Origin of the sequence: Actinopolymorpha rutila (genome assembly GCF_013407855.1) — a bacterium.
Lineage (GTDB): Bacteria > Actinomycetota > Actinomycetes > Propionibacteriales > Actinopolymorphaceae > Actinopolymorpha > Actinopolymorpha rutila.
Genome location: NZ_JACBZH010000001.1, coordinates 6,064,204 through 6,085,938, shown reverse-complemented (window position 1 = coordinate 6,085,938; position 21,735 = coordinate 6,064,204). Strand labels below are relative to the sequence as shown.

Here is a 21,735-nt window from a genome sequence, read left to right as displayed (position 1 = left end):
CAGAAACCCTGATCTTGGATGTCCGTCAAGCCGGGTCAGCTCCACGGGTTCGGTTGCCTGGTCTGGATGGAGCGCAACGACGAGATCGAAAGTCGCCAGGTCGACGTCTTGCACCGGCCGCGCGATGCGGTCGATCGTGGTCAGTCGTCCCTGGCGGATTGCTCGCTTTCGCAGGTCTCGCTGGATCCAGCGGGGCAGCCGGGCTTCCCGCGGTTCAATGACGACCGGGACCCGGCCGAGTTCCTGTAGCCAGTAGGCCAGTTCGCCATGCCCACCGGCAACATCAGCGATACGCACTGCGCCGGGGAATGTCGCATGGATGAAGCACGCAAACTCGAACGCCCGGTTCCTGTCTCCCATGCTGGCCTCCGCATGCAGCGCAGGCCACCCGAGGGCGGCCGCGCTACGGCTAGGCCAGCGGGTGACAAGTTCGTCCGGTGATCCCGCTGGTGTCGTGTGAATGAGCGTGCCGGATTCTGCCGCAGGTAGGCCTCGCATGTCGACAGGATTTTCAGCAGTTCCAGCTGGATGTTGCACGAGTTCGACGCCGTGCTTGCCTGGCCATCGATTTCCTCGGCAGATCGGCGCTCCGCCTGGTCAGAGCGACACTGCACCCACCGGCAAGTTTCGCCGGGCAGGCCCTTCGCCGCCACCGGGCCACACGGAGCACATGCTGCTACTCGTCGAGGGACGTTCGGTCGGCGCGGGCGCACGCCGCCCAGGGTGAAGCAGGGTGGCGTCCGCGTTGCTGCTACCTAAAGCTGGGCTGCATGGAGTACGCCTTTCTCGTCGGGCAAGACGAACTGGTCCTTCGGCACCGAACTGTCACGCCGCTTGCGTGGCTCTCCTTCGACCGAGCCGGGCTGGCGCTGGCCGACTGGCAGCCGCGTGCCAGGCGGAAGCTGGCCGAGCTGCTAGGTGTCGACGGGTATCCGGAGCTGGGGCGAGTCATGGAGATGCGCCAGACGGAACACGACGGCGTTGAGGTGGTCGCGGTTGTCATGGAGGTAAGCGTTGACCTGAGTATCCCGGCGTACCTCCTCCGCCCGATCGGCTCGTCCTTACCCGCCGCTCGGTCGGCGGTGATCGCGCTGCACGGTCACGGACAGGTTGATGAATGTCGCGGGATTCCCGGCGTCCGCGAGGACTACCACCACAACTTCGCCCACATCCTGGCTCAAGCCGGTCACACCGTTTTGCTGCCCGAGCTTCGTGGGTTCGGTGCGCTCCAGGACCTGGCCCAACACCGCGAAGGCGAGAGCCTCACTTACTGGCGCTGGGGCCAGCAGATGACCTACACGCTGCTCACAGACGGCTTCCAGAACGGCCGCACCCTCATGGGGGACACGATCGAGGACCTCCTGCGCTGGGAAGAATGGCTCGCCGTTACCTGCCATGTGCGGCAGTTCGACGCGGTAGGCATCTCGTGGGGAGGTGACCTCGCCTGCACCTACCCTGTGTTCAGCCGACGCGTGCGGTCGATCTTCGCCCGTGGAACGCTCGGATCGTTCACCGCAGTCTTCGCCCAGTGCGGCAACGCCCCAGCTCACTGCGTCCCAGGCGTCCTCGGCTGGCTCGACCGCGCCGACATCGCCGGCCTCAACGCGCCACGGCGACTCGCTTTGCACTTCGGCGAACTCGACGTCCCCGGACCCGACAACGGCTCGGCGTCGTTCAACGAAACCGTTCCGGAGTCATTCCAGCGCCTACGCCGCATCTACGCAGCTTCCGGAGCCCCGGATGGCGTGTCACTCCACACCACTCCGAACAGCGGCCATGAGATGGACAACGACCTCCTCCTCAGCGTCCTTGCCAAGCTCACAGACTGAAGCCCGACGACTTCGACCGTGCCCTCCGCATGCCCCAAGCCGGGGCCAATCACGGTCCGCAGCGGTCAACGACGGATACCACGACCGGCCTTAGAGGCTGGGGGTTCCTGCCGCCGGCGCCGTGCAGTCATCCGAAGTCGCTATCGGTTCCCCGACGTGGGAGGTGGTGTCGTTGAGAAGGGACCGGAGCGCGTTCGCGTCCTCTCGCCGTCCTCGGGTAAGAGGCCGCTTTGGCGCGCCGGAAGTGGGTCCCTGGAGCGGATCGTTGGTATAGCGGGCCGTCACATGGGACACGGTGGGATCTCGCTCGAGTACCCCTCTGGGATGGTGACGAATGATCCTCCCTGACGGCAATAGAGTTCTTCCGCGCTGCTCTCAAGCGCCGTCGGTTGGTCCTCGGATCTACGCGCCGCTAGGCCGTCAGTCTGATGATCGCCTTGAGTGCGGCGGGTTCGGCCTCGGGATCCTTGAACGCGATGCCCGCGATGCCGTCCCGCTTCGTGTCCGTGCGGCCTTCGTACCGGTGGGTCACGGTCGAAAGCTGTGACGCGTCGTACACGGTCAGGACGCCAGGCGAACCGACCTACCGTGGATGGCGATCGCGCTGTGGTAGAAGCCCCAGCACAAGTGCTCGAACAACTGGTGCGAGTGTCGTCGGGTATGGAGCCGACCACCAGAGCAAGCACTGGAGCGAGCCCCGCGAGCAGTGTGCCGCTACCGCTGGATGTCGCTTTCTTCCAGGATCCGCAGGCTGTCTATTCCGTGCTGCGGGAGGAGGAGCCGGCCCGCAAGCCCTCGCCAGACGACGTATCAACGTCCTCCACGCAATGCTCCGAAGCCACCGAGCCTACGATCCGGGGCACGCCCGGGCCGCATGGTGGCCGATGTTGCGGCACGATGGCGGGGTGATGCAGCCGCCGGAGGAGAACGATTGCCCGTCGCCGCCGGCTGAGGTGGTGAACCGGTGGGCCTTGCGGGTGGACAGCTACCTGGGCGGGCGCGCGAATCTGCACTGGCGAGTGTCTCGAGATGGCCGGCCGCTGGTGCTGCGGCGCTATCAGGAGAAGCCGATAGGCGACATCGGGTACGAGTTACAAGTGTTGCAGCGGCTTGATGCGCTGGGCTGGCCCGTACCGGTCGCGGTTGATGACCTGCTGGTGGTGGATGGACGCACCTGGGGCCTGTTCATGTGGTTGCCCGGGGCGTCGCCGGCAGTAACGGAATCGACCTCGGAGCTACGTGCGGTCGGGCGACTGCTTGCGAGGCTGCATGCCGATCTGGAGACGCTCGTCGATTTGGGGCAACGACCAGGGTGCCAGCTCGCCGAGGCCCTCGTGGCCGACCCCGTGCTGACGCGCCGGCTTCGTGACTACGAACGGCTGTTCCCCGAGCAGGCCCACATCCTGCGCTGGCACGCCGATCGCGCCAACGAATACTTTGACTCACTCGACCTTCGCGGCCGCCGGCTCATCGTCATCCACAGCGACTTCGGCCTCCCCAACCTGCTCTACCAGGATGGGAATCTGACCGGCGTCATCGACTTCGAAAGCACACACCTCAACCATCGCGTCTCCGACTTCGCGCTGGCCTGGCGTGCGAAACGTGACGAGATCGTCCGTGGCTACGACGAGGTGCGGCCACTCGACGAACTCGACTGGGCGCTGCTCACCCCCACGTTGTGGTCGTGGGTGTTCCTCGGCGTGGCCGAAGAAATCCATGCGATGACCACAGGCGCGATCACACCGCATGGCTTCGACTGGCAGGTCGGCGTGCTGCGACGTCGATCACCACTCATGGGTGTAGGAGCCGAGTACCCCAACCTCCCGGGTTGACCATGGCCTGGCGCCTTGACCGAACCGATTGGGAAGTGCCGGCACCGGATCATAGCGGCCAACGGCCTTTCCGAGACCGGAGCGGGGTTAGCGGATGCGGGTGGTGGCGAGGTCGAGGTAGCAGTCGATCTCGGATTGCGTGCCGTGGCGGATCGCCCAGTCGATGAGAGCCAGGCTCCAGTGCGCCCAGTAGGCGTCGTACGTGGCGGGTTTCAGCAGTTGATCCAGCAGATCGTCCAGGCGACTGAGCGCCGCGGCGGTCACAGTTGGACGGCCACCCGCTGGGGCGACAGCAGCGAGCCATCCAAGGTAGAAGCGCGGTTTCAGCAGTCCGAAATGGCGGTCGCCGCGGGCGATCGTGAACCAATCGACGACGCCCGTTACGGCCCCTGTCGGGTCGAACAAGACGTTGCCCGGTACGAAGTCCCAGTGCACGAGGTCGTCACCTGTCAGCTGGTCCGGGCCTGCGGTTGCGACATCATGGATCCAGCCCAGCAGTGTTCTGCTGCGATCGTCGTAGCGCTCCAGCGTTTCGTGCAGGCACCAGCCCTCGCCACTCTCAGCTAGGTACAGCGATCGAAGTTCCACCTGTGGCCAGTCAGCGAGCAGCCCGGCGAACGACTCGTTGACATCAACCATCGCCTCGATGATCGACGGATCGATGTGCCGTGGCGGTGAACCAGGCAGCTGTTCCTGGACGATTGCTGAGCCTTGAGAGAGCGCGGTGATCAGCTCATACCGCGGTACCGGGACACCGCGTGCGGACACTGAGGCAAGGACATCGGCGATCAAGTGCAAGGTGTCGGGACTGAGGATCGATCGGGTGAGTACGCCGGTGTGCCCGTCGGGCCAGCGCACGTAGGCGGCACTGCTCACCGTGCCCTGGTCAGGTAGTCCGATCAGCCGTAGGTCGCTGCCGGTCTGCGCGTTGACCTCACCAACAAGGTCCTTCGCCGCAGACCGACGAGCTGAGACAGGCGTTTGATCGTCAGACACGATCGCCATCGTCGCATAGGACGGCGCCGCTGCAGCTCTCGCTACGCGCCGGGGTTGACGAGACCCATTGGGCTGCACCCCGGGCGCTGATCAACAACTGTGCTCGTAGCGTGGGACCGCAGTCTGGCATCACTCTGAGGTCTCGGTCACTCTCCCCGGACCAACCCAGGCCACCGGCCAAACCCTCCGCCTCTCGGAGGTTCGTGCAGCTATGTGAGCTCTTTGCGCATCTGGACATGGACGGCCCGGAAGCCCCGGCGACGGTACAGCTCGCGCGCTGCGGAGTTCTGATCGTGGACGTTGAGGGTGACCGTCGCGGCGCCCTGGTCGCGGGCCCACGTCTCCAACTGCTGCATCAGCTGCAGGCCAACGCCTCGACGGCGGTAGTTCGCTGTCACGACTAGATCAGCGACGTGCATGATCGACCCGTCGAAGCGGGTAATGCCCTCGGTGGGCTTCGGTCGCAGGTGCGCAGCCGCAACTCCGACGACCCTCGAATCGTCCTCGGCGACGAGTAGATACGTGGCGGGGTCCTTAGAAGCGGATGACAGCTCCTCTTCCAGTGACGCGCCCATGTCGGTGCGATAGTCATCCGGCCAATTCTCGGTATGCAGCAGGGCCTCTTCGCCGTACAGCGCACTGATCTGTGCCAGATCGTCCGGGAGTCGTGCTGGTCGAATGGTCACCTCACCCATGGGAGCAGGAGTTGTAGGCCTCACCAACACGTACAGCACAGAAGTACAACAACCGAGCCAGCCAGCAGCGCCCGACCGTGATCACTAGCAACCCGCTGACCTGCGTAAACACCCTTCTTCGACTACTGTGCCCGTTGATGGCTTGATGGGGATGCTGACTCAACTGTGTCGATCGCGAACCGCTAACTACTGGGCCTCGCTCGCGCCTTTCCGGTAGGGCGCCGTGTGTCGCCACAGTTGTGGCCATGACGAGCCCGGCACGATCTCGGCGACTCCAAGTTCGCGCAACCGGGTGAGGGTGTTGCGTACGTTGCCGTCGTCGGTGCGGCCGAGCAGTTCGGTGATCTGGCGGGGTGATACGCCGTCCTTGCCGTTGACGTCGAGCAGGCCGGCCACCTGGCGCTGCATCGAGCCGATCAGCACCTCTCGGTAGTCCGGTGGCTGTGTCGGCCGGGTGGTGAACGCGGCCGCCAGCTCGGCCGCCGCCGCGGACATCGTCATGAGGAACTGAGCGATGGCACGGTCCCGGGGATCGGGCGACATCTCGGTCTCGGTCATGGGGAGGGATGATACTTCTGCACCAACTCCATAACTCAGTTGGCGGGCGAGGAGGGCATCCCGCCGATCCCCTGCCCGGTGTCGGTGTCAGCCCTCCCGCCCGAGAGGCAGCGTACCCCCGTTTCGAACATTTATTCGAAGAGGGGATGTGGCTGGCGACCGACCACCGCGCCCGTGGATGGCATCGAGGAGCTCTCGGACCCGGGTCAGGCTACGAGCCGGCGTCGCCGCGCTTGCGGACCTCAGGTCGCCGGCCGGTGGGCGGCCATAATGTGTATTCCAGCGGTCATTGCGCAATATACACACCCAGGTTACGCTCGGAGCCTCGTGAGCGAATGAGGGGTCATGGCCCGACGGAACATCAGCATCCCCGACGATCTGGACGAGCGCCTGGACCAGCACCGGGACCGCATCAACGCCTCCCGGGTCTGCGCCATCGCACTGGAAAGAGAGCTGGACATGATCGAGCAGCAAACCCGCCCGCTGGAAGTCGAAGAGTCGAAGGTGGAACGCCTGGTCGAGCGGCTGCGCCAACAGCAGACCGAGAAGGACAACTGGTACGGGCGAGGGCGTAGGGACGGCGAAGCCTGGGCGCAGAACTCTGCGAGCCTGAACGAGCTGCGAGCATTCGAGGAGAACTGGTCCGGCCTGGAAGGCATGACCCTCGCCGACTTCGATCCCGGCGACCTCGAGGGATGGGACGACGTGTTGCCCGAGGAGAGGCAGCCGGAGGTCAACCAACAACCACTCGTACTTCGAGGCGCCTACCTCCTCGGCTGGTACGCCGGCGTCCGCGACCTCTGGCGAGCCGCACGGACACACCTGTAGCCAAGGCCTCGAAGACAACGCCATCGCCGGGGACAAGCTGGGTCGGCGTATGCCCCGCGTGGTCTCAGTAGTGGTCCCAGTTCCCACTCGTTCGGGCGCAGTTACCGGGCAATCGCGTGAGTGGCCAGTTTCCTTGACCCATCCTCAAGCGATCCGCTTCGCTTAGGCACCTGGGCACCAGACCGCGGCCAGCGGGAGCGGTCGTAGCCACACGTGAGCTGGGTCGCGAATACTAGACGATGTCCTCGCAGCGGTGCGTGAGACGCTGGCCGACGCTCACCACTGAGGCGGCGCTTGGGAGCGGATCACTGTCGCGTGGCCTTGGTTCGTGGCATGGCTTGTGGCATGAAATGGTGTCAGCCGTTGGCAAACGGTGGGGTTGGTGGGGGAGTAAGTGGGGGTGAAGTTGCTGGTGGAGGGCTGATTGGGTGTTGGCGGCGGTTCTCGTAATGCGTAGGTCGTGGGTTCGATTCCCACAGGCGGCTCCGCCCGTTTCCGCTGGTCAGATGGCATGAACTCTCTCTGGTGACGGCCGGGTTGGTCGTGGCGTGGCATGAAATCGTGCGTCGCTCACCTTGAACTGGAGCCACGTTGATCGACAGGATTTCAAGCCGCTCTCGTATAGTGGGACGACCGAACTGCACGCTGCTGTTGGTGTTTTTCGTGGACCGGCACGCGCAGGCATTGTGGATCTGGTTGGACCGGTTCCGCGCATCGAGGTATCAGGCGAGGGGCGGTTCTGCGCCTGCGCCGCCGGCTCCGTCCGGTCGGCATCGCGCTCCTACTCGTCGTGCTGGTGCCCACGGTTGTCGCCGGGCGATGACCGGCCATTGGCTGCCCGTCGTCGTGGTCGTCCCTGCCCGGCGCGACCGCGTGGTGGGGAGCCAACCCGCGTCGGCCAAGCAAGTGACGCCGAGGAAGCCCTTCGTCCCGCGTGGACTGGAAGACCTTGGAGCGCACCCGCCGGTCTTCGGTGGCGTACGGACGCGATGGTCGGGCGGAGATGTTCGTGGCGGGCGTGGGCAAGCTGTCCTACCTGTGGCTGTGGAGCCGTGGCACCTGCAGGGCCAGGGCCTCTACTACCACTGGGGACGGAGCCATGTCTGGGCGAGTCGGAGGATCTGGGGGAGCACTTGCGGCCTGGCGTTCACGGCGAAAGCCAGCTTGCTGATGGCGAACCGCGCCGCCAAAGCGGCCCGAACCTCGGGCTGGATCGTGTCGATCTCGGCCCTGAGCAGGGCCCGTGCCGCGGGTTCGACGTGATCGCGGGATGGGTCGAGGTACCAGGCCAGCGTTGTGAGGTCGGCACGGCAGTCGCCTGCCTGAGCGCCTTCCCAGTCGAACACGGCGACAACTTCGTCCCCGCGGACAAGAAGGTTGGCGTGATGGAAGTCGTTGTGCACAATGTCGTCGCAACGAAAGACCGTTGGATCGGTCCGCTCACCAACAGCGAGAGCCTCGTCCAGGATGCTGATCACCCGTGGGTCGCCACAGTTGCGGATTGATGTCTGCGTCTGGCTCGCGTCAGGTCGAATCTCTGCAACGAGTTGTTCGCCCCAGGACTCATCCGGTGGCGCCAGGCCGACGTGACGCCGGCTCAACTCGATGAGCCGTCTCACGTGGGCAAGCCGCAGCCTGGCTGGCACCTCACCCTCGATCGCTTCCTGAAGTGTGAACACCTGGCCGTCGACAACTCCGACCTGCAGGTAGGCAGGGATCGGATAGCCATCGGCGCGCAACGCCCGCGCAAACTCCACAGCCTGACGCACTCGATCCTCCGCGACGAGCTCGTGGCGGGGCAGCGGCTTCAGCACAGCGCTGGAGCCCTGCGCTGTCGTGACGAGGAAGGCGCCCCACTCCCCGCCGGCAAGGCGCCGGACAACCGTCACACCCAGCACGCTTGCGATGGCATCAACACTCACACCGAACTCCCATCAACGCCTGTCGAACAGGGGCGGGGTATGGATCGAGCAGCCATGGGGTGCACTGACGCACGAGGTGGGCGAGCGCAGCGCTGATCACGGCCTGGACGCGGACCACCGCCGGTCTGCGGGCGATCCCGACCGATTGAATAGGCCGACCTGTCCGAGGGCGCGAGCCTGCGGCAGGTCTTCTTCGATGCATGCATGTCGATCGACGGGACAGGATCCAGATCGCTCCGGATGCTGTCGCAGGTGACCTCATTTGTCTATGGGGTTTCCAGCAACTTCGACCTGATCTGCTCGTCAGTTAGCCGCGGATGCTTGGCTGGGTGAACATCGACGGCGCCATAGCACGGTGTTTGCGCCGGAGATCGAGAGATGGCTGGTACTCACTCTTGGTGCGATCGATGCGAGGTAGTCCAGCCACGCCTGGGAGGTGTATTTGGCGCCGTCCTCGGCGAAGACACAGCAGGGTACGACCGCGAAGTCGAGGTTGTGTCTGACGGCTGCGCGTACCGCGGGTTCGGTCGCCTCGTCGGGGTGGAGTGCAACGACCAGATCGAACGGGCTTAGGTCAACCTCCTGGACCGGCCGCGCGATGCGGTCGATCGTGGTCAGTCGTCTCTCACGCACTGATCGCTTTCGCAGGTCTCGCTGGATCCAGCGAGGCAGCCGGACATCTCGCGGCTCTATGACGACCGGAACGTGACCGAGTTCCTGGAGCCAGTACGCCAGTTCGCCGTGCCCGCCGGCAACATCAGCGATCCGCATCGCAGTGGGAAACGTCATACGAATGAAGCACGCAAACTCGAATGCCCGGCTCCTGTCTCCCATGCTGGCCTCCGCATGCAGCGCACGCGCCCGAAGGCGGCCGCGCTGCGGCTAGGCCAGCGGGTGACAGGTCGTCAGGTGATCCCGCTGGTGTCGTCTGACTGATCGCTTCGGATCCACTCTCCCGGACCAAGCGTTGAGTCGGCTCAGCGACTGGACGAGGATCACCGAATGAGTTCCACGATCCAATGGGTTGCCCTGATCGTCCCCCTCCTGATCGCCGTGGTCGGCTGGGCCTGGACGGTTGGCGGCCATCAAGCCTTAGTACGGCGTCGGCTGTCACAGGAGCTGGAGATGCTTCAGCGGGTTCCGGAGTCTAGCCGCGAGGAGTTCGAGGCCCATGTCGAGAAGCAGATCGCGGACTACCTGCGGTGGATCAGGCGTCCGCTGTGGTGGCGACTGACGTGGGGCTCGGGACTCATATTCCCGCCACTCGCAGCTGCCTGGATCACGTACGGCACGTTCGTGGAGCTTCCCAAGAGTCCCACTCGGGATGCGATCACCCTGAGTCTGTTGACCTTGAGCGCAGTAGGTACGTGGGGATTCGCGATCGAGCTAATCCGCGCGGACTGGCTAAGGCGACAGGAAGAGTTACCTCGCGACTTCCCCCTGAACGAAAGACTCGGACTGGGGGCTGCGGACCCCGAAGGAAAGCCCGACCAGCAGTCCGAGTGACGTGGATGTCCGTCGAGCCTGCGCGATCTACTCCGCCCACAGCGACTGGCGCGTACCTGCAGGCGACAAGTTGCTGGCACCCATGCTCGAGCTACCACCAGGTCGCGGGGCTCGCCGCCACCGATGCGTGTCATCTGGTGGTCTTCGCCGGGTGTCCACCGAGATGGTGACGGACGCCGTCGCAGTAGCCCAGGCCTGCGCCTGGCGTGATGTAGCAGCTCACTACGCCGTCCTGGAAACCATCCAGGACGTCAACTCCGCCGCATAGGAGGTCCAATGGTCCGCCCGGTCGAACACTGGCTCACCCAACCGGACGGGCTGGCGCCCCGTCTGCGTGCCGCGCGCATGCAGGCGGGGCTGCAGGGCAAGGAACTTGCCGCAGTCTTCGGATGGCAACCCTCGAAAGTCAGCCGCATCGAGAACGGCAAGCAGATGCCCAGCGACGACGACATACGCGGCTGGCTCGAGACGACCGGTGCCCCTGCGGTTGAAGTCTCTGCACTGCTAGATCTCGCAGCCACGGCGAGGGCCGGTCGCCTGGACTGGCGTCGCCGCTTCCGTGCGGGACAGGCCGCAGTCCAAGCGAACTACAACCAGATCGTCGCCGACTCACGAGTGGTCAAGCACTTCGAAACCGTCTATGTCCCAGGCCTGCTGCAGATCGCTGACTACGCTCATGTCGTCATCGCCGACGCCGGCCGAGGGGTCGTCGACGCCCCAGAAGATCTCACCGCAGCCGTTGCGACACGGATGGCGCGGCAGCAACACCTCTACGACCCGGCCCGCCAGTTCGAGTTCTTGCTCGCCGAGCCCGTACTCCGCTGGCTGGTCTGCCCGCCGTCGGTGATGCGTGCCCAGCTCGACCGACTCCACACAGTCATCGGCATGCCGAATGTCCGCTTCGGGATCTTGCCGCTCGGCACGCCGCTCGCGACCATCCCGCAGAACAGCTTCCAGCTGTTCGACGACCTGGCCGTCATCGAGACGTTCGTAGGGGAAACAACTTACGAGTCCGAACCGAGTTCTCGACTTGCCAGCGCTCTCGACAGTCTCTGGGACGACGCTCTAGAGGGAGAGAGAGCCCGCGACCAACTCGTGCGTGCGGTGGCAGCTCTGCCTGACTAGCGAGTGGAATCGATTAGGCGCTCGCGTGCCTGGCGTACAGGTCGCGCAGCAGCGCGATTTCTGCGATGTGGCTCAGGACTTCTCGGTTCACGTGGAGGATGAGCGTCGCCATCGGCTGGCCCTCGAAGTAGCGCTCTTCGGGACCGATCGGCTCTGCTAGCCGTCCGTCAGTCAGGCCGGCAAATCCAGCCTTCCACCGCAGGTACGCATCGTCCAACTGGCCGAGTGCGACCGCGGCGGTGCCGGCAAAGCTGTGGCCACCGGGGTCGCTGTCAGGGTCGTCGAAGACGCTGTAGGTCCGAGCCTTCAGAATGTGGACGGTGACGTGCGCCAGTCGCCAGGCAATCGTCGTGACTGGATCCGGTACGGACTCACTATCCCGCTCCAAATCCATGGTCAGGCCACCGAGCCTGCCCGTGGCGGTTGGGCCAGGGCGGAGACTCCAACAGTCGTGCACTGGCTCCCAGAAGTACTCCTCGTCACTCAGTCCTTCGAGTCGTGGACGAGCCTGCCGAGCCCAGAAGAAGTCGAGCTGGTCCAGGAGCGTGTTCGGCCAAGCAACACCGCGATTCGTAGCCATGGTCGAACCTTCGCAGCATATGTCTGGAGCCCTCAACTGGATTCAGCCAGCGCCACCGCGTGGTTTCACCACGCAATAAGCAGCCGATGTGATCCGCAGTGTCAAGCACCTACCGGGACAGGACAGGCCTGCGGGCTCTGCATTGCCGATTCTGGCTCTCTACGAGTCAAGGCGCCGCTGACGCGGCGCAACCGCCCGGCCGCCCTGCGGGCGGCGCCAGGGCGCAGTCCTCAGGCTCACCGGGCGGGCAAATGCCGTGGTTGAGGTGGGTCGCCGGACCGTCAGGCTTTACCCACCTCCCTCGGGCCGGGTCCCTAAGCCCGGATCCACCGATGGGTGGGGTGTGGTGAGCGGGTCGTGACGCGAGAATGCCCTTGCGTGTTGGGATGATCGGTCTTGTCGAAGGAACGATCGTGGCCCATCACGAAGGGCATCTCTGGGATGCAACTCTGTCATACGTTCGCGGCGACGGCCGCGGTGTTCGATGAGCCGAATCTGGTGTCGTCGGCGGGTCTGGTGCCGGCGATGGGGTTGGCGGAGTTGGCTGGGTACCTGCGGACGCATCCGGACGACGCGAGCGGGTCCCTCCGATGCCTGACACGATGAGGCCCGACTCCTCGGACGCCTGTCTCCGGCCGCCACCGGGCCGGCTTGTGGCTCCTTGCCGTCTGGGCCACACTGCGACGATGGCCGAGTCGCACGTTGTGATCAACGGAGTGCGTCACTGGGTACGTGTGGTTGGTGACCCGCACGTGGGGACGCCACTCGTCGTGGTTCATGGCGGTCCTGGCGGGTTCATCTATGACTTCGAGCGGCTGACCGGCCCTGCGCTTGAGCAGCTTGGTCCGGTTGTCTACTACGAGCAGCGCGGGTCCGGTCGCAGCGATCAACCATCGGACCGTGGATACTCGATACCGATCCTTGTCGACGATCTTGAGCAGCTGCGTCGGCATTTGGACCTTCCTCGGATCGCGCTGCTCGGTATCTCGTTCGGCGGTGACCTGGCAGCCGAGTACACCGTCGCCTACCCCGAACGAGTCGACCGGCTGATCCTTCAAGGCACCGCACTCGCCGGCCCGCTCACTCCGTCGACGTGGGGGTCTGGCTTCGAGGCGGTCGCTACCGACGACGAGATGCGCACCGCGATCCGTTCCGCAGTCGAACAGTCAGGTCCGCATGCCGCCTGGGATGTCGTCGACCGAGAGACCACCGATCGCTTCCTGTTCCACCAGCCCGCATCGGCCAAGCAAGTCCGAGACCTCTGGGAGGAAAGCGGCCTCATCAACACCGGTGAGATGGCCGCCGACCTAGGCAAGCAACCTCCGCGGGTAGTACCCCTCGTCGACGACCTGGCCGCACTCCATATCCCGGTTCTAGTCCTTGTTGGCTTCTGGGATCGCAACGCCGGAGTCGACGCTTGCCGCGACCTCACCACCCGGCTCCCACACGCACGCCTCCGCGTCTTCGACGACAGCGCCCACTTCCCCAACGTGGAGGAAACCGAACGCTACATCGACGAGATCGCAGCGTTCCTCGCGGCCCGGCGTGATCCAGACTCGTAGAACATTCGTGGCGGAGCCCGCAACGTGTACGCGTACGTCGGCGTTCGGTTGAGGATCGTTACCGGACACCTCCGAAACGTGACACAGGGTGCTATGTGAGCTCCGAACACAGCGGCGAGGCTGCCGGGTCAAAAGCGGCATGGAGCCAAACCAGTGCACGGGAGACACGCCGGCAGAACGGGAGACACGCCGAGTGACACCGTTGTCCAACGGGTACGCGCCGGGCAGGCACACCGCGTTCGACGTGCCAGTGAGGAACACGAGGAGGTAGAGGCTTGATGAGTCGAGGGCGTTTCGATGCTGTCCTTGCGTGGGCAGCTGGTGTCGTCGGTGAACATGCGACCGTAGCCGAGGTGGACAGCCTGCACGAGTCTGCGCATCGGGGTTCAGGCACGTTCCGGCTGCGCATCGAAGACAACTCGACGACAACCGAAATGGTTCTGCGCGTGCCGGTCCCCGGCTGGATCGGCGCGAACATGCTGGCCACCGGAGCACGCGCCCTGCAGCTAGCAGACGAACACGGCCTTGACGCACCTAGGCTGATCGCCAGTGATCTCGACGGCGAGCACACCGGACAGCCGGCCACACTGGAGACACTGCTGCCCGGTAGCAGCGAGCCGCCCGAGCGCGTGTCGCAGGCACGCCTGGAAGCCGCAGGTGCCGCGATCGCCAAGATTCACGCGGTACCCCTCACCCCTGCACACCATCTGCCGTATCGCCCGCGCCCGATCGCCGTGGACGACTTCGCTGGTGACCGGCGAGCCGGCCAGATGCCCACGACGGAGTTGCTACAGGAGGCCGACAAGCAGCTCAGAGCGATGGGCACTCCCGCGCAGGAGTCGGTGTTCGTCCACGGTGACGTGTGGGGCGGCAACATGCTCTGGGACGGCGACGTCTGCCTCGCGCTGATCGACTGGAAGACCGCCGGCGCCGGGGATCCGGGCGTAGACCTCGGTGAGCTGCGCAAGCAGATGGCCCTCCAGTACGGCCCCGATGCCCCCGCCCACGTGCTGAACGGGTGGCAACGCCAAGCCGGCCGGAACGCCGTCAACGTTGCCTACTGGGACGCCGTCGCCGCGCTCAACACGCCAACCGAGCTGGACACCGCCGAGGTCACAGCGCGCCGTGACGCCTTTCTCCAAACCGCGCTCGACCACATGCCGACCTGACGGCCTTCGTGCCACACCTACCCGGCCGATCGACAACAACGACTGTCACCGGACACGTCTGGCCTGCTCGGGCAGGGGGCTGTCAATTTCCGGAGTCGCCTGCAGGGGCGGGGACGGCTGATGGGGTCGCTTGGTGTCCGCAACGGGATCCCCTAACGGACTGCCCGAGTCCGTCGATGCGGTCTCCGTACGTCGTCCCACTGGAGAATCGGTACGTCGTCCCTATGGGGTCACCACTGATCGTCAGGGTGGGGAATTACGTGATCGTCGACACACATCGAGGAGCTCGTGCTTCCGCTCTGCCGCAGCCAAGATCGCGCTCAGAAACCGCACCCGGCCGGCGAGCTCTTCCCGGGCCCGTGCACGCTCGGTCGTCACCTCATCCTCCTTCCTTCCTTCCATCCATCCATCCATCCGATGATGCCTCTTCAATCACCCTCGCAGATCATCGATGGGAAACGTCGGACCAACGACTACCAACCTTCGGTGCCTCCGTGCCCTCCGGGTGCCCCAAGCCAAGGTTGATCTCGGTTCGTAGCGGTGATCGACGGACACGACACGTGCCGTCGGAGGCGGCGGCGATCCACGCTTGGCGGAGCGTGAGTGGGTGAATGGCCTTTGCAAGGCAGGGGTTAGAGGGGTTCGAGCCGCCTCGTCCACCACCACGATCCATCCGGCCCAGACCGACAAGGCGCTCGACGGGCTGGCATGCGCCCCGATGCGGGCCGCCGGGGTCGTCCGCATGCCGTCGGGACGCCGTAGCGTGTGCCAGGTGACCTCTCCTGGATCCGAGGCGCTTGATCTGCTTGAGCGGGTAGCCGCGCATGGTGTGCGTCTAGAACCGCTTGGCCGCGGAAGCGGAGGGGAGATAGGTGCCACCTTGGTCCGTTGGCCTGATGGGCGGGAAGGGGTGCTCAAGTCGATCACGCACCGGAGTTTCTCCGAGGTGCAGCGGACGGCGGATGTGCTTGAGATGGCCCGAGGCCACGGCCTGCCTGTCCCGTTGTATGAGCGGGTGCTAGACCTTGGCGGGTCGGTTGCGATCGTGCAGGAGCGCCTTCCAGGCACGCCGCCTCTGGTGGTTGATCGTGGGCTGTTGGAAGCCTTGGTTGCACTCAATGAGCGGTTCGCGGGACTGCTCGCCGACCGCCTTGACGTGCCGGCGCCGCGGCTGTACCTGCAGGAGAGCGGGCCGGGCTACTGCCTACACGAGTCCCTCGCAGGCTACGACAGGCGCAGCCGACGGCTACTGTCGTGGATCCGCGAGGTTGGACGTGACTCGCCGGCCGTCGTCGCTGGGGCAGATCTGGTGCACCCCGACCTCCATCCAGGCAACGCGCTTGTCGACGGTTACCGACTGTGCGGCTTGGTGGATTGGGACGAGCTCGCGCGGGGCGATAGGAGGTTCGCGCTCGTCGTGTTGAGGTTCAACGCCGGCTGGGAGGGGTGGGACGCGGCCCTCATTTCCTGGCTGGACGCACTGCTGGCCGAGGTACTCGATCCGGAGTCGTTCCGGATCTACTGGGCCCACAAGTCCCTCGCCGCGGTCGACTGGGCGATCCGCCGGCACACACGACAAGACGTTGAACGCCGCCTGGCGGTGGCGGAGTCACACCTCTCTTAGCGTTGTACCGCGCTCAGTGTTGCGACAGGACCAGTCGAGTCTGAGGGCGACACCGAGAGCCTCCTCTTGGCGTCGGCCGACCTGGGATGCTGACTGCATGGACGAGGTGCTCCGGCAGGCGCTGGAGCCGGTGCAACGCGATCTGCAGAGCGCCGGCATCAGCTTGCCGCGGATCGTGGACGGCTGGACAGGGAGCGGCGAGGCGACGGTGTTCGATCCTGGCGGTTTCGGTGCGACCGGAATCTGGGCGGATGGTTCGGTACCCGAGTTCGAGCGCGTCGCTGCGGTCGCCGATCAGATTCAGGAAATCGCGATCGAAGGTCGGTGGGCGCCCACGAACTGGCCGCCGTGCCCGCATCACCCCGATCGCCATCCGCTCATCGTGTCCATACGCGACCGGCAGGCGGTGTGGGTCTGCCCGGCAGACGGGGTGCTGATCGCACCGATCGGCGGGTTGTAGTCGATCGGTGCAGAGGCTCACTGGTCGCAAGGAGACCCCGGCATGGCACCGACGCGGTTCAGGCTGACCCCAGCGTGACCTCAACGAGGTGCAACACGAGGCGACGGTGCCGCCGTCAGGGACTTTGCAGTAGCGCGCGCTCGAATGGTTAGCTACGAGCATGCAGGGAATCGCCGGCGTCGTCGTGTTCCGAGGGAGTTCCGTGCTTCTGGTCAACGAACCTGACTACTTCACGGGAGAACCTCGCTGGACCTTTCCCAGCGGCCACATTGAGGATGGCGAGGACCCCGCCACCGCTGCCGCCCGGGAACTCGCCGAAGAATCCGGTTGCGTGGTCGATCCGGCGCAACTCGAGATCATCGCGATCTCCGACGTCGAACAGGACGGCGTGACGATGAATCGAAGCTGGAACTACACCGGGACAACGACCGACGCGGCACTTCGACCGCGGACCCAAGACGGTGAGACCGTTACGGAAGCACGCTGGTTTGATCCCGCGGAAGCGGTGGAACTGCTCGGCCGCTCAACCTATCCACCCAAGACTAAACCAGTCGCGCGATTCCTAACGTCTGGCGAGTGCAACCTCCATTGGACGTGCGACCTCATCGGCTTTTCGTCGCTGACTCCAACCTTCCGTTGGGAGCCGCCGACCCCAACGCTGCCCGAGTAGATCTCATACGCGCTGCGTCCTCAGTTACACCTCAGTTCGGCGCGTCCCCCTATGGACCAGTCTCCGGCCTCCACTCCGCGCGTCAAGAGCAATCCGCTGCACTCCGTGACCTTTTGGCCTCCGCTTCGCTCCGCACTTGGCCCGCTCCACTCCGACCTACAACCTGCGCCTACGAGGGGACGCGGCTGGTGTGGGCCGGCACGGCTGGACGAGCGGGACGCGATCTCAGGAGCCGACCACGCCGAAGCCAAGCTGGGTGGCCAATTCCAGGGCGCACGCCTCCGGGGTCCTGGCTGTCGTGTCGACCTCGGCCGCATACTTCATCCCCACGTCAATGTCGGCCGCCTGGCGAACAGCCCATCCGGCGGGTCGTTCCTCGGGGCGACCAGCCTCACGCTCTGACAGCGCATCGACGCCACATCGGACGCCCACCAGGCGTAAGTCGAACGGCTCGAAGACCTTAAGGCAGGCGTCTCGTAAGCTGCGGTCCTCATACGGCAGTGAGCCATCCACAATGAGGTTCAACCCCGCCGACGCCCAAACCGCGATCGAGCGATGGAAGGTCAGCACCAAGCTCTGATGGTCCGCACCGTTCGGCGGCCAGTTGGGATGTTGGCCCGGAACATCTGGGAACACTCGATCCGCCTCGACGAGGATCGCGGGCACTGCCATCCGCCGCTGCAACGCCTTCGCCAAGCTTGTCTTCCCCGCCGAGGATGAACCCGACAGCATGATCACAATCGGCGCCATTTGCTCACCCTAGCGCCGCACGATCCACGGGGTCCCGGCGCCCGTGAGCACACCTCAACCGCGTGTGCGTCGGCAATCCCGGCGGCGGCGAGCGATCACCCACCCGGTCCCCATGGTTCCTCCTCGTCCCCTTACACCGCCGAACTACCTGTTGCCTTGGCGCGGTTGTGTATCACGCAGAGCATGGTCAGATTGGACAGGCTCGTCGAGCGGCCCTTGAACCATGCGGTCACGTGGTCGGCGTCCATCTCCTTCTGCTTGTAGATCCGCGCCTTGTTGTTGTCCCCACCGATCGCGCACAGGGGCAGTTCGACTCGCCGGCGACCTTGGCCTTCACGTCTGCTGCTCGTAGGCGACGCGCTTGTTCTTGTCGTCGAACAGCCGGATCGCCAGCAGTTGCGTCTGCTTCTCGCCGCCGAGCAGGTACTCATAGATGCCCTTGGCGTTGCGCACGGCGGAGTCGCCGCACAGCTCGTTGACCCGATCGTCGATCTTGGTGGCGCTTCGGTCGGCGTGAAGCACTTGGCCGACCGGCCAGGCGGTCGTCGTGCCCTCCGCGTGCCCTAAGCCAAGGGCGATCTTGGTCCGCAGCGGTGATCCACGGTCAAGACACGTGCTGTCGGAGGCGCCGGCGGTCCACGCTCGGCGGAGCTGTCACGCACCGAGGCGGGCCAGACCATCACCTTCCAGCTGTGGGACTGGCATGAGGACGGCGAACGCTACGACGTGGAGTACTTCCAGCTACTTCCCAACGGGGAAGGATGGCGCGTCCATACCAGGCGTACGACCTACTGGGCACTCACCCAACAACAGCTGGCAAGCCTCGTCGCGGATGCCGGCTTCACCGACGTGGAGTGGTTGACGCCGGAGAGCAGTGGCTTCTTCCAACCGATCCTCCTCGCCCGGACACAATGATCATCGACCGCCCCGCCGACAGTTCGCGTCGACGGGTCAGCCGTGCCATCCACGTGCCATTACGGCGGGCCACGCCCGGATCCGCCAGGTCACTCCAGGCCGCCGACCCACGCCACCAGGCCGGGTCCGCGCTCCGAGCTTTACGATTCCCAAGCTGATGTCCGAGCCGTTGGATCGTCGGAGGTTGACTTAGGGAACTGGGGCGCCGTCCTCGGGCTCACCGGGCGGACCAGTCACCACCAGCTGGAGCAGCGGCAGTATGTGACCGCGTACACGGTCAGGCAGCCGACAACGACGGCCGTCACAACCGTGGCACTCGCCAGGCGACGATGCCGGACCCGTACGCCCGTCGCGACGCACGAAGCCACTCGATACAGCCGTAGCCGGCCAGAAGCAGCACCGGCATGGCCACCACGGCCGTGAGCGCTGGAGCTGCTACGAGCCCTAGGCCGGCGAGCGCGACCAGGCCGCATGCGGCAAGGATGACCGCAGCCTCGCCCAGCCCATCGAGGACCCGCTCGCCGGCGACCACGAACCACGCAAGCATCTGGGAGTCTCCACCGGGGGCGCGGTGCCTCATAGCCGAGAAGGTGGCACGTGGAACCGGCGGCAGGCAAGTGACCGCCCCGTCCTCCTCGCAGGCCGGTCTCCGGTCTCCACTCCGGCCGTCAAGGGCGCCTTCGGCGTCACTTCGTGGTCGGCTTCGCCGACCCTTGACCGCCTCCGCTGCGACCTTCGATCTGGCTGGTTGCGAGGACGACGGGGAAGTGTAGTCGCCGTCTGCAGACGAGCGCTGGGGCCGCCACGCAAAGCACCCGCCGCGCGGCACCAGGCCCGGTCCGTCGCCTACCCCGCGTGTCACCAGTTGCGGTTCGCACGGCTACGAACGTCTGCAGTGCGCAGCGAACAGGCGTACGGCATAGTCCGTCTTGTGGACGACGGACCGGCCGGGAACGATTCCCTGGTTGTGGTTGTCGCGGCGTCGGCCCGTGGATGGTGGCGAGGCGCCGTCATGCCGTGCTCGTTCGGTGTCGCGTTCGTCGTGGCGGGCGCCGCGTTGCCGGCGGCCCTCGGAACCGTGGTGTTCGGTGCCGTCTGGATACTGCTCGGCGTTCTGCGGGCTTTGTGGTGGGCGAAGGTGTGTACCACCAGTCAGCTCGTCGACGACGGTGACCACCTCGTCTGGATGTACAAAGGTCAGCGTCGTGAGGTCGTCGCCTGGGAGCACCTGAAGCACCTGCTGTTCCAACGCTGGGCGCGGAGTCGCCAGATCTCTTGGACGATCGGCGGCACACAGGCTGGGCCGTTCCCGTACGTGCTGATCGACTCGCGAGCTGACCCGCCACCTGGAGGCTTCCGCCACTTCGCCGACATCATGGTCATGAGCCGGGCCGATCTGGAAGCTGCGGACAACGCCCTGGCAGGAGCCTGTGAGCGTCACGGCGTCACCTACCACGGGATCTGGTCGGACTGGTGAGCGGCGGCATCGACCGCACCCCAGGCTGACCCACCGGCCTGCGATACGAGGAGACGATGAGCACCAGGCCGACGACATGCAAAGGCGGGAAGCGAGTGGGAGACCGGCCGATCGGGCAGGCGGCCAGGGAAAGGCTTACTTCACAGTCAGAGTGATCGTCCAGAGGATGGCGGCGGCGAGTAGAACGGCCAGGCCGATGATTACGCCGACCAAGCCGGAGATGGAACCGAATGCCTGGCTCCATGGTCCATCGGTGTCATCGTGCGCCCCGATCCAGTTGTGCCACCTGCTGTTAGAGACCAGGTACGTGCCGCCGGCGCCCACCAGCAGCACTCCACCAATGACGGTGAGCCAGGCGGCGAGGGACGAAACAGTTCCCGCGGAGCATCGACCCTAGTCGTCCGTGTGCTCGTCGGCTCTACCCCACGGAAGAGCACGCGTGTCCGCGGAATAGAGCAGGTGCCAGAGCACGATCGCCGGGGGCCAGTAGAACACCGCGGCCAGGAGGGGGTAGCCAGGCCGAATACCTTTCAGCAAGCCACGGTGGCCATGCGCCGCGGCCCAGTTGTGTACGAGGACGCACCATGCGACCCAGCCCACGAGGAACATGACTCCGCACAGCCACCGGGCCCGTCGCTTGGACCTACGGCTCGACCAGCGCCCCATGCCGTCACGAAACCGAGATGGCCGATCAGTCATGCGATCGAGTATGCGCCCGAGGAGATCGGCCCTGGGATCGGTGCCGCGCCGTGCGGCCCGGGCGCAAATCCCACAGGCCGATGGCCGCTAGGACAACGGCGCCACCACCGAAGAACGCCGAACCGATGTAGTCGCTACCCCACCGGACGTCCTGGAACATGGAAGGGTCGTCGGGGTCGTAGACCACGCGGATCGGGTCGCCCTTTCCTACGGGAGGGTCGTCGACGAAGTTGTTGGTCCAGTCCTCCACCTGGTGGCCGTCTTTGGTGGTGAAGCGCACCGTGATGCGCGGACCGTCACTCCCTTTCGCCGCCCAGTAGGGAGCATCCGTCCTGTTGAGGACCACCCCCTCCGCGATCTGGCCACGCGTCGCCAGGACGTAGCTGTCATAGGCGAGGACGATGGCAAGCGCGCCGAAGACGGCGGCCAGCAGTAGATCTATGAGGACGTCGCGCAGATCCCGTTGACCTCCGCTCCCCATCCCACGTGTTCCTCTCCGTGTTCCGCCGCTGATCCGACGGCGCTACCCCTAACGGGA

At 65.4% G+C, this 21,735-nt stretch carries 23 protein-coding genes; 14 read left to right on the top strand and 9 right to left on the bottom strand.

Translation table 11 applies throughout. The features are described 5' to 3' along the window. The first annotated feature begins 18 nt into the window (after nucleotides 1–18). From F4554_RS27250 to F4554_RS27240, 3 genes are all read left to right on the top strand, one after another. Entirely contained in the window at nucleotides 19–249 is a 231-nt protein-coding gene (locus tag F4554_RS27250) for a hypothetical protein (RefSeq protein WP_179790278.1), read from the top strand. A gap of 521 nt (nucleotides 250–770) precedes the next feature. After that, nucleotides 771–1,829, top strand: a complete 1,059-nt coding sequence (locus F4554_RS27245) for a dienelactone hydrolase family protein (protein ID WP_179790276.1) — start codon at nucleotides 771–773, stop codon at nucleotides 1,827–1,829. A 908-nt stretch (nucleotides 1,830–2,737) separates the two neighbouring features. Further along, nucleotides 2,738–3,661, top strand: coding sequence for a phosphotransferase enzyme family protein (locus F4554_RS27240; RefSeq protein ID WP_238342429.1), 924 nt, complete (start codon nucleotides 2,738–2,740; stop codon nucleotides 3,659–3,661). An 87-nt stretch (nucleotides 3,662–3,748) separates the two neighbouring features. On the opposite strand, the gene F4554_RS27235 is transcribed toward F4554_RS27240, so the two are convergent. From F4554_RS27235 to F4554_RS27225, 3 genes are all read right to left on the bottom strand, one after another. After that, nucleotides 3,749–4,666: an aminoglycoside phosphotransferase family protein gene (locus F4554_RS27235; protein ID WP_179790272.1), complete on the bottom strand. Its 918-nt coding sequence runs from the start codon at nucleotides 4,664–4,666 to the stop codon at nucleotides 3,749–3,751. 200 nt (nucleotides 4,667–4,866) lie between these two features. Further along, complete coding sequence (locus F4554_RS27230; RefSeq protein ID WP_179790270.1) at nucleotides 4,867–5,352, bottom strand: GNAT family N-acetyltransferase; 486 nt, start codon at nucleotides 5,350–5,352, stop codon at nucleotides 4,867–4,869. Nucleotides 5,353–5,538: 186 nt separating this feature from the next. Further along, nucleotides 5,539–5,910 (bottom strand): helix-turn-helix domain-containing protein, encoded by a 372-nt coding sequence (locus F4554_RS27225; protein ID WP_179790268.1) that lies wholly within the window; start codon nucleotides 5,908–5,910, stop codon nucleotides 5,539–5,541. Between the two features lie 345 nt (nucleotides 5,911–6,255). Here F4554_RS27225 and F4554_RS27220 point away from each other — a divergent pair, with 345 nt between their 5' ends. Then, nucleotides 6,256–6,738: a hypothetical protein gene (locus F4554_RS27220; RefSeq protein WP_179790266.1), complete on the top strand. Its 483-nt coding sequence runs from the start codon at nucleotides 6,256–6,258 to the stop codon at nucleotides 6,736–6,738. A gap of 1,079 nt (nucleotides 6,739–7,817) precedes the next feature. Here the strand turns inward: F4554_RS27220 and F4554_RS27215 are convergent. Further along, nucleotides 7,818–8,660, bottom strand: coding sequence for a phosphotransferase (locus F4554_RS27215; protein WP_179790264.1), 843 nt, complete (start codon nucleotides 8,658–8,660; stop codon nucleotides 7,818–7,820). 705 nt (nucleotides 8,661–9,365) lie between these two features. Between F4554_RS27215 and F4554_RS27210 the strand changes: the two genes are divergently transcribed. From F4554_RS27210 to F4554_RS27200, 3 genes are all read left to right on the top strand, one after another. Next, nucleotides 9,366–9,596 (top strand): hypothetical protein, encoded by a 231-nt coding sequence (locus F4554_RS27210; protein WP_179790262.1) that lies wholly within the window; start codon nucleotides 9,366–9,368, stop codon nucleotides 9,594–9,596. A 66-nt stretch (nucleotides 9,597–9,662) separates the two neighbouring features. Continuing rightward, nucleotides 9,663–10,166 carry a hypothetical protein gene (locus F4554_RS27205; RefSeq protein WP_179790260.1) on the top strand — a complete coding sequence of 168 codons (504 nt, stop codon included), beginning with the start codon at nucleotides 9,663–9,665 and terminating at the stop codon, nucleotides 10,164–10,166. 276 nt (nucleotides 10,167–10,442) lie between these two features. Further along, on the top strand, nucleotides 10,443–11,291 hold the full coding sequence (locus tag F4554_RS27200) for a helix-turn-helix domain-containing protein (RefSeq protein WP_179790258.1): 849 nt from the start codon (nucleotides 10,443–10,445) through the stop codon (nucleotides 11,289–11,291). A gap of 13 nt (nucleotides 11,292–11,304) precedes the next feature. Here the strand turns inward: F4554_RS27200 and F4554_RS27195 are convergent, their stop codons facing one another. Continuing rightward, nucleotides 11,305–11,871 (bottom strand): DinB family protein, encoded by a 567-nt coding sequence (locus tag F4554_RS27195; protein WP_179790256.1) that lies wholly within the window; start codon nucleotides 11,869–11,871, stop codon nucleotides 11,305–11,307. A 686-nt stretch (nucleotides 11,872–12,557) separates the two neighbouring features. Here F4554_RS27195 and F4554_RS27190 point away from each other — a divergent pair. From F4554_RS27190 to F4554_RS27170, 5 genes are all read left to right on the top strand, one after another. Continuing rightward, a complete protein-coding gene (locus F4554_RS27190) occupies nucleotides 12,558–13,433 on the top strand; it encodes an alpha/beta fold hydrolase (protein ID WP_179790254.1) in 876 nt (291 codons plus the stop codon). 353 nt (nucleotides 13,434–13,786) lie between these two features. Further along, nucleotides 13,787–14,602, top strand: a complete 816-nt coding sequence (locus F4554_RS27185; RefSeq protein ID WP_179790252.1) for a phosphotransferase — start codon at nucleotides 13,787–13,789, stop codon at nucleotides 14,600–14,602. Between the two features lie 718 nt (nucleotides 14,603–15,320). Further along, complete coding sequence (locus F4554_RS27180; RefSeq protein ID WP_337796312.1) at nucleotides 15,321–16,226, top strand: phosphotransferase family protein; 906 nt, start codon at nucleotides 15,321–15,323, stop codon at nucleotides 16,224–16,226. A 97-nt stretch (nucleotides 16,227–16,323) separates the two neighbouring features. Beyond that, nucleotides 16,324–16,686 (top strand): hypothetical protein, encoded by a 363-nt coding sequence (locus F4554_RS27175; RefSeq protein ID WP_179790248.1) that lies wholly within the window; start codon nucleotides 16,324–16,326, stop codon nucleotides 16,684–16,686. Between the two features lie 160 nt (nucleotides 16,687–16,846). Then, the gene (locus F4554_RS27170) at nucleotides 16,847–17,356 is read left to right on the top strand and encodes an NUDIX domain-containing protein (protein ID WP_179790246.1); all 510 of its coding nucleotides are present in this window, start codon (nucleotides 16,847–16,849) and stop codon (nucleotides 17,354–17,356) included. A gap of 225 nt (nucleotides 17,357–17,581) precedes the next feature. Here F4554_RS27170 and F4554_RS27165 read toward each other — a convergent pair whose 3' ends face one another. Further along, a complete protein-coding gene (locus tag F4554_RS27165) occupies nucleotides 17,582–18,106 on the bottom strand; it encodes a phosphotransferase-like protein (RefSeq protein WP_179790244.1) in 525 nt (174 codons plus the stop codon). Between the two features lie 333 nt (nucleotides 18,107–18,439). Then, on the bottom strand, nucleotides 18,440–18,628 hold the full coding sequence (locus tag F4554_RS27160; protein WP_179790242.1) for a hypothetical protein: 189 nt from the start codon (nucleotides 18,626–18,628) through the stop codon (nucleotides 18,440–18,442). Between the two features lie 204 nt (nucleotides 18,629–18,832). Here F4554_RS27160 and F4554_RS27155 point away from each other — a divergent pair, with 204 nt between their 5' ends. Further along, a complete protein-coding gene (locus F4554_RS27155; protein WP_179790240.1) occupies nucleotides 18,833–19,021 on the top strand; it encodes a hypothetical protein in 189 nt (62 codons plus the stop codon). A 301-nt stretch (nucleotides 19,022–19,322) separates the two neighbouring features. Here F4554_RS27155 and F4554_RS27150 read toward each other — a convergent pair whose 3' ends face one another. Further along, nucleotides 19,323–19,568, bottom strand: a complete 246-nt coding sequence (locus tag F4554_RS27150) for a hypothetical protein (protein ID WP_179790239.1) — start codon at nucleotides 19,566–19,568, stop codon at nucleotides 19,323–19,325. A gap of 465 nt (nucleotides 19,569–20,033) precedes the next feature. Between F4554_RS27150 and F4554_RS27145 the strand changes: the two genes are divergently transcribed. Continuing rightward, nucleotides 20,034–20,498, top strand: coding sequence for a hypothetical protein (locus tag F4554_RS27145; RefSeq protein ID WP_179790237.1), 465 nt, complete (start codon nucleotides 20,034–20,036; stop codon nucleotides 20,496–20,498). 691 nt (nucleotides 20,499–21,189) lie between these two features. Here the strand turns inward: F4554_RS27145 and F4554_RS27140 are convergent. Further along, nucleotides 21,190–21,678, bottom strand: coding sequence for a DUF3592 domain-containing protein (locus F4554_RS27140; RefSeq protein WP_179790235.1), 489 nt, complete (start codon nucleotides 21,676–21,678; stop codon nucleotides 21,190–21,192). Between the last annotated feature and the right edge of the window lie 57 nt (nucleotides 21,679–21,735).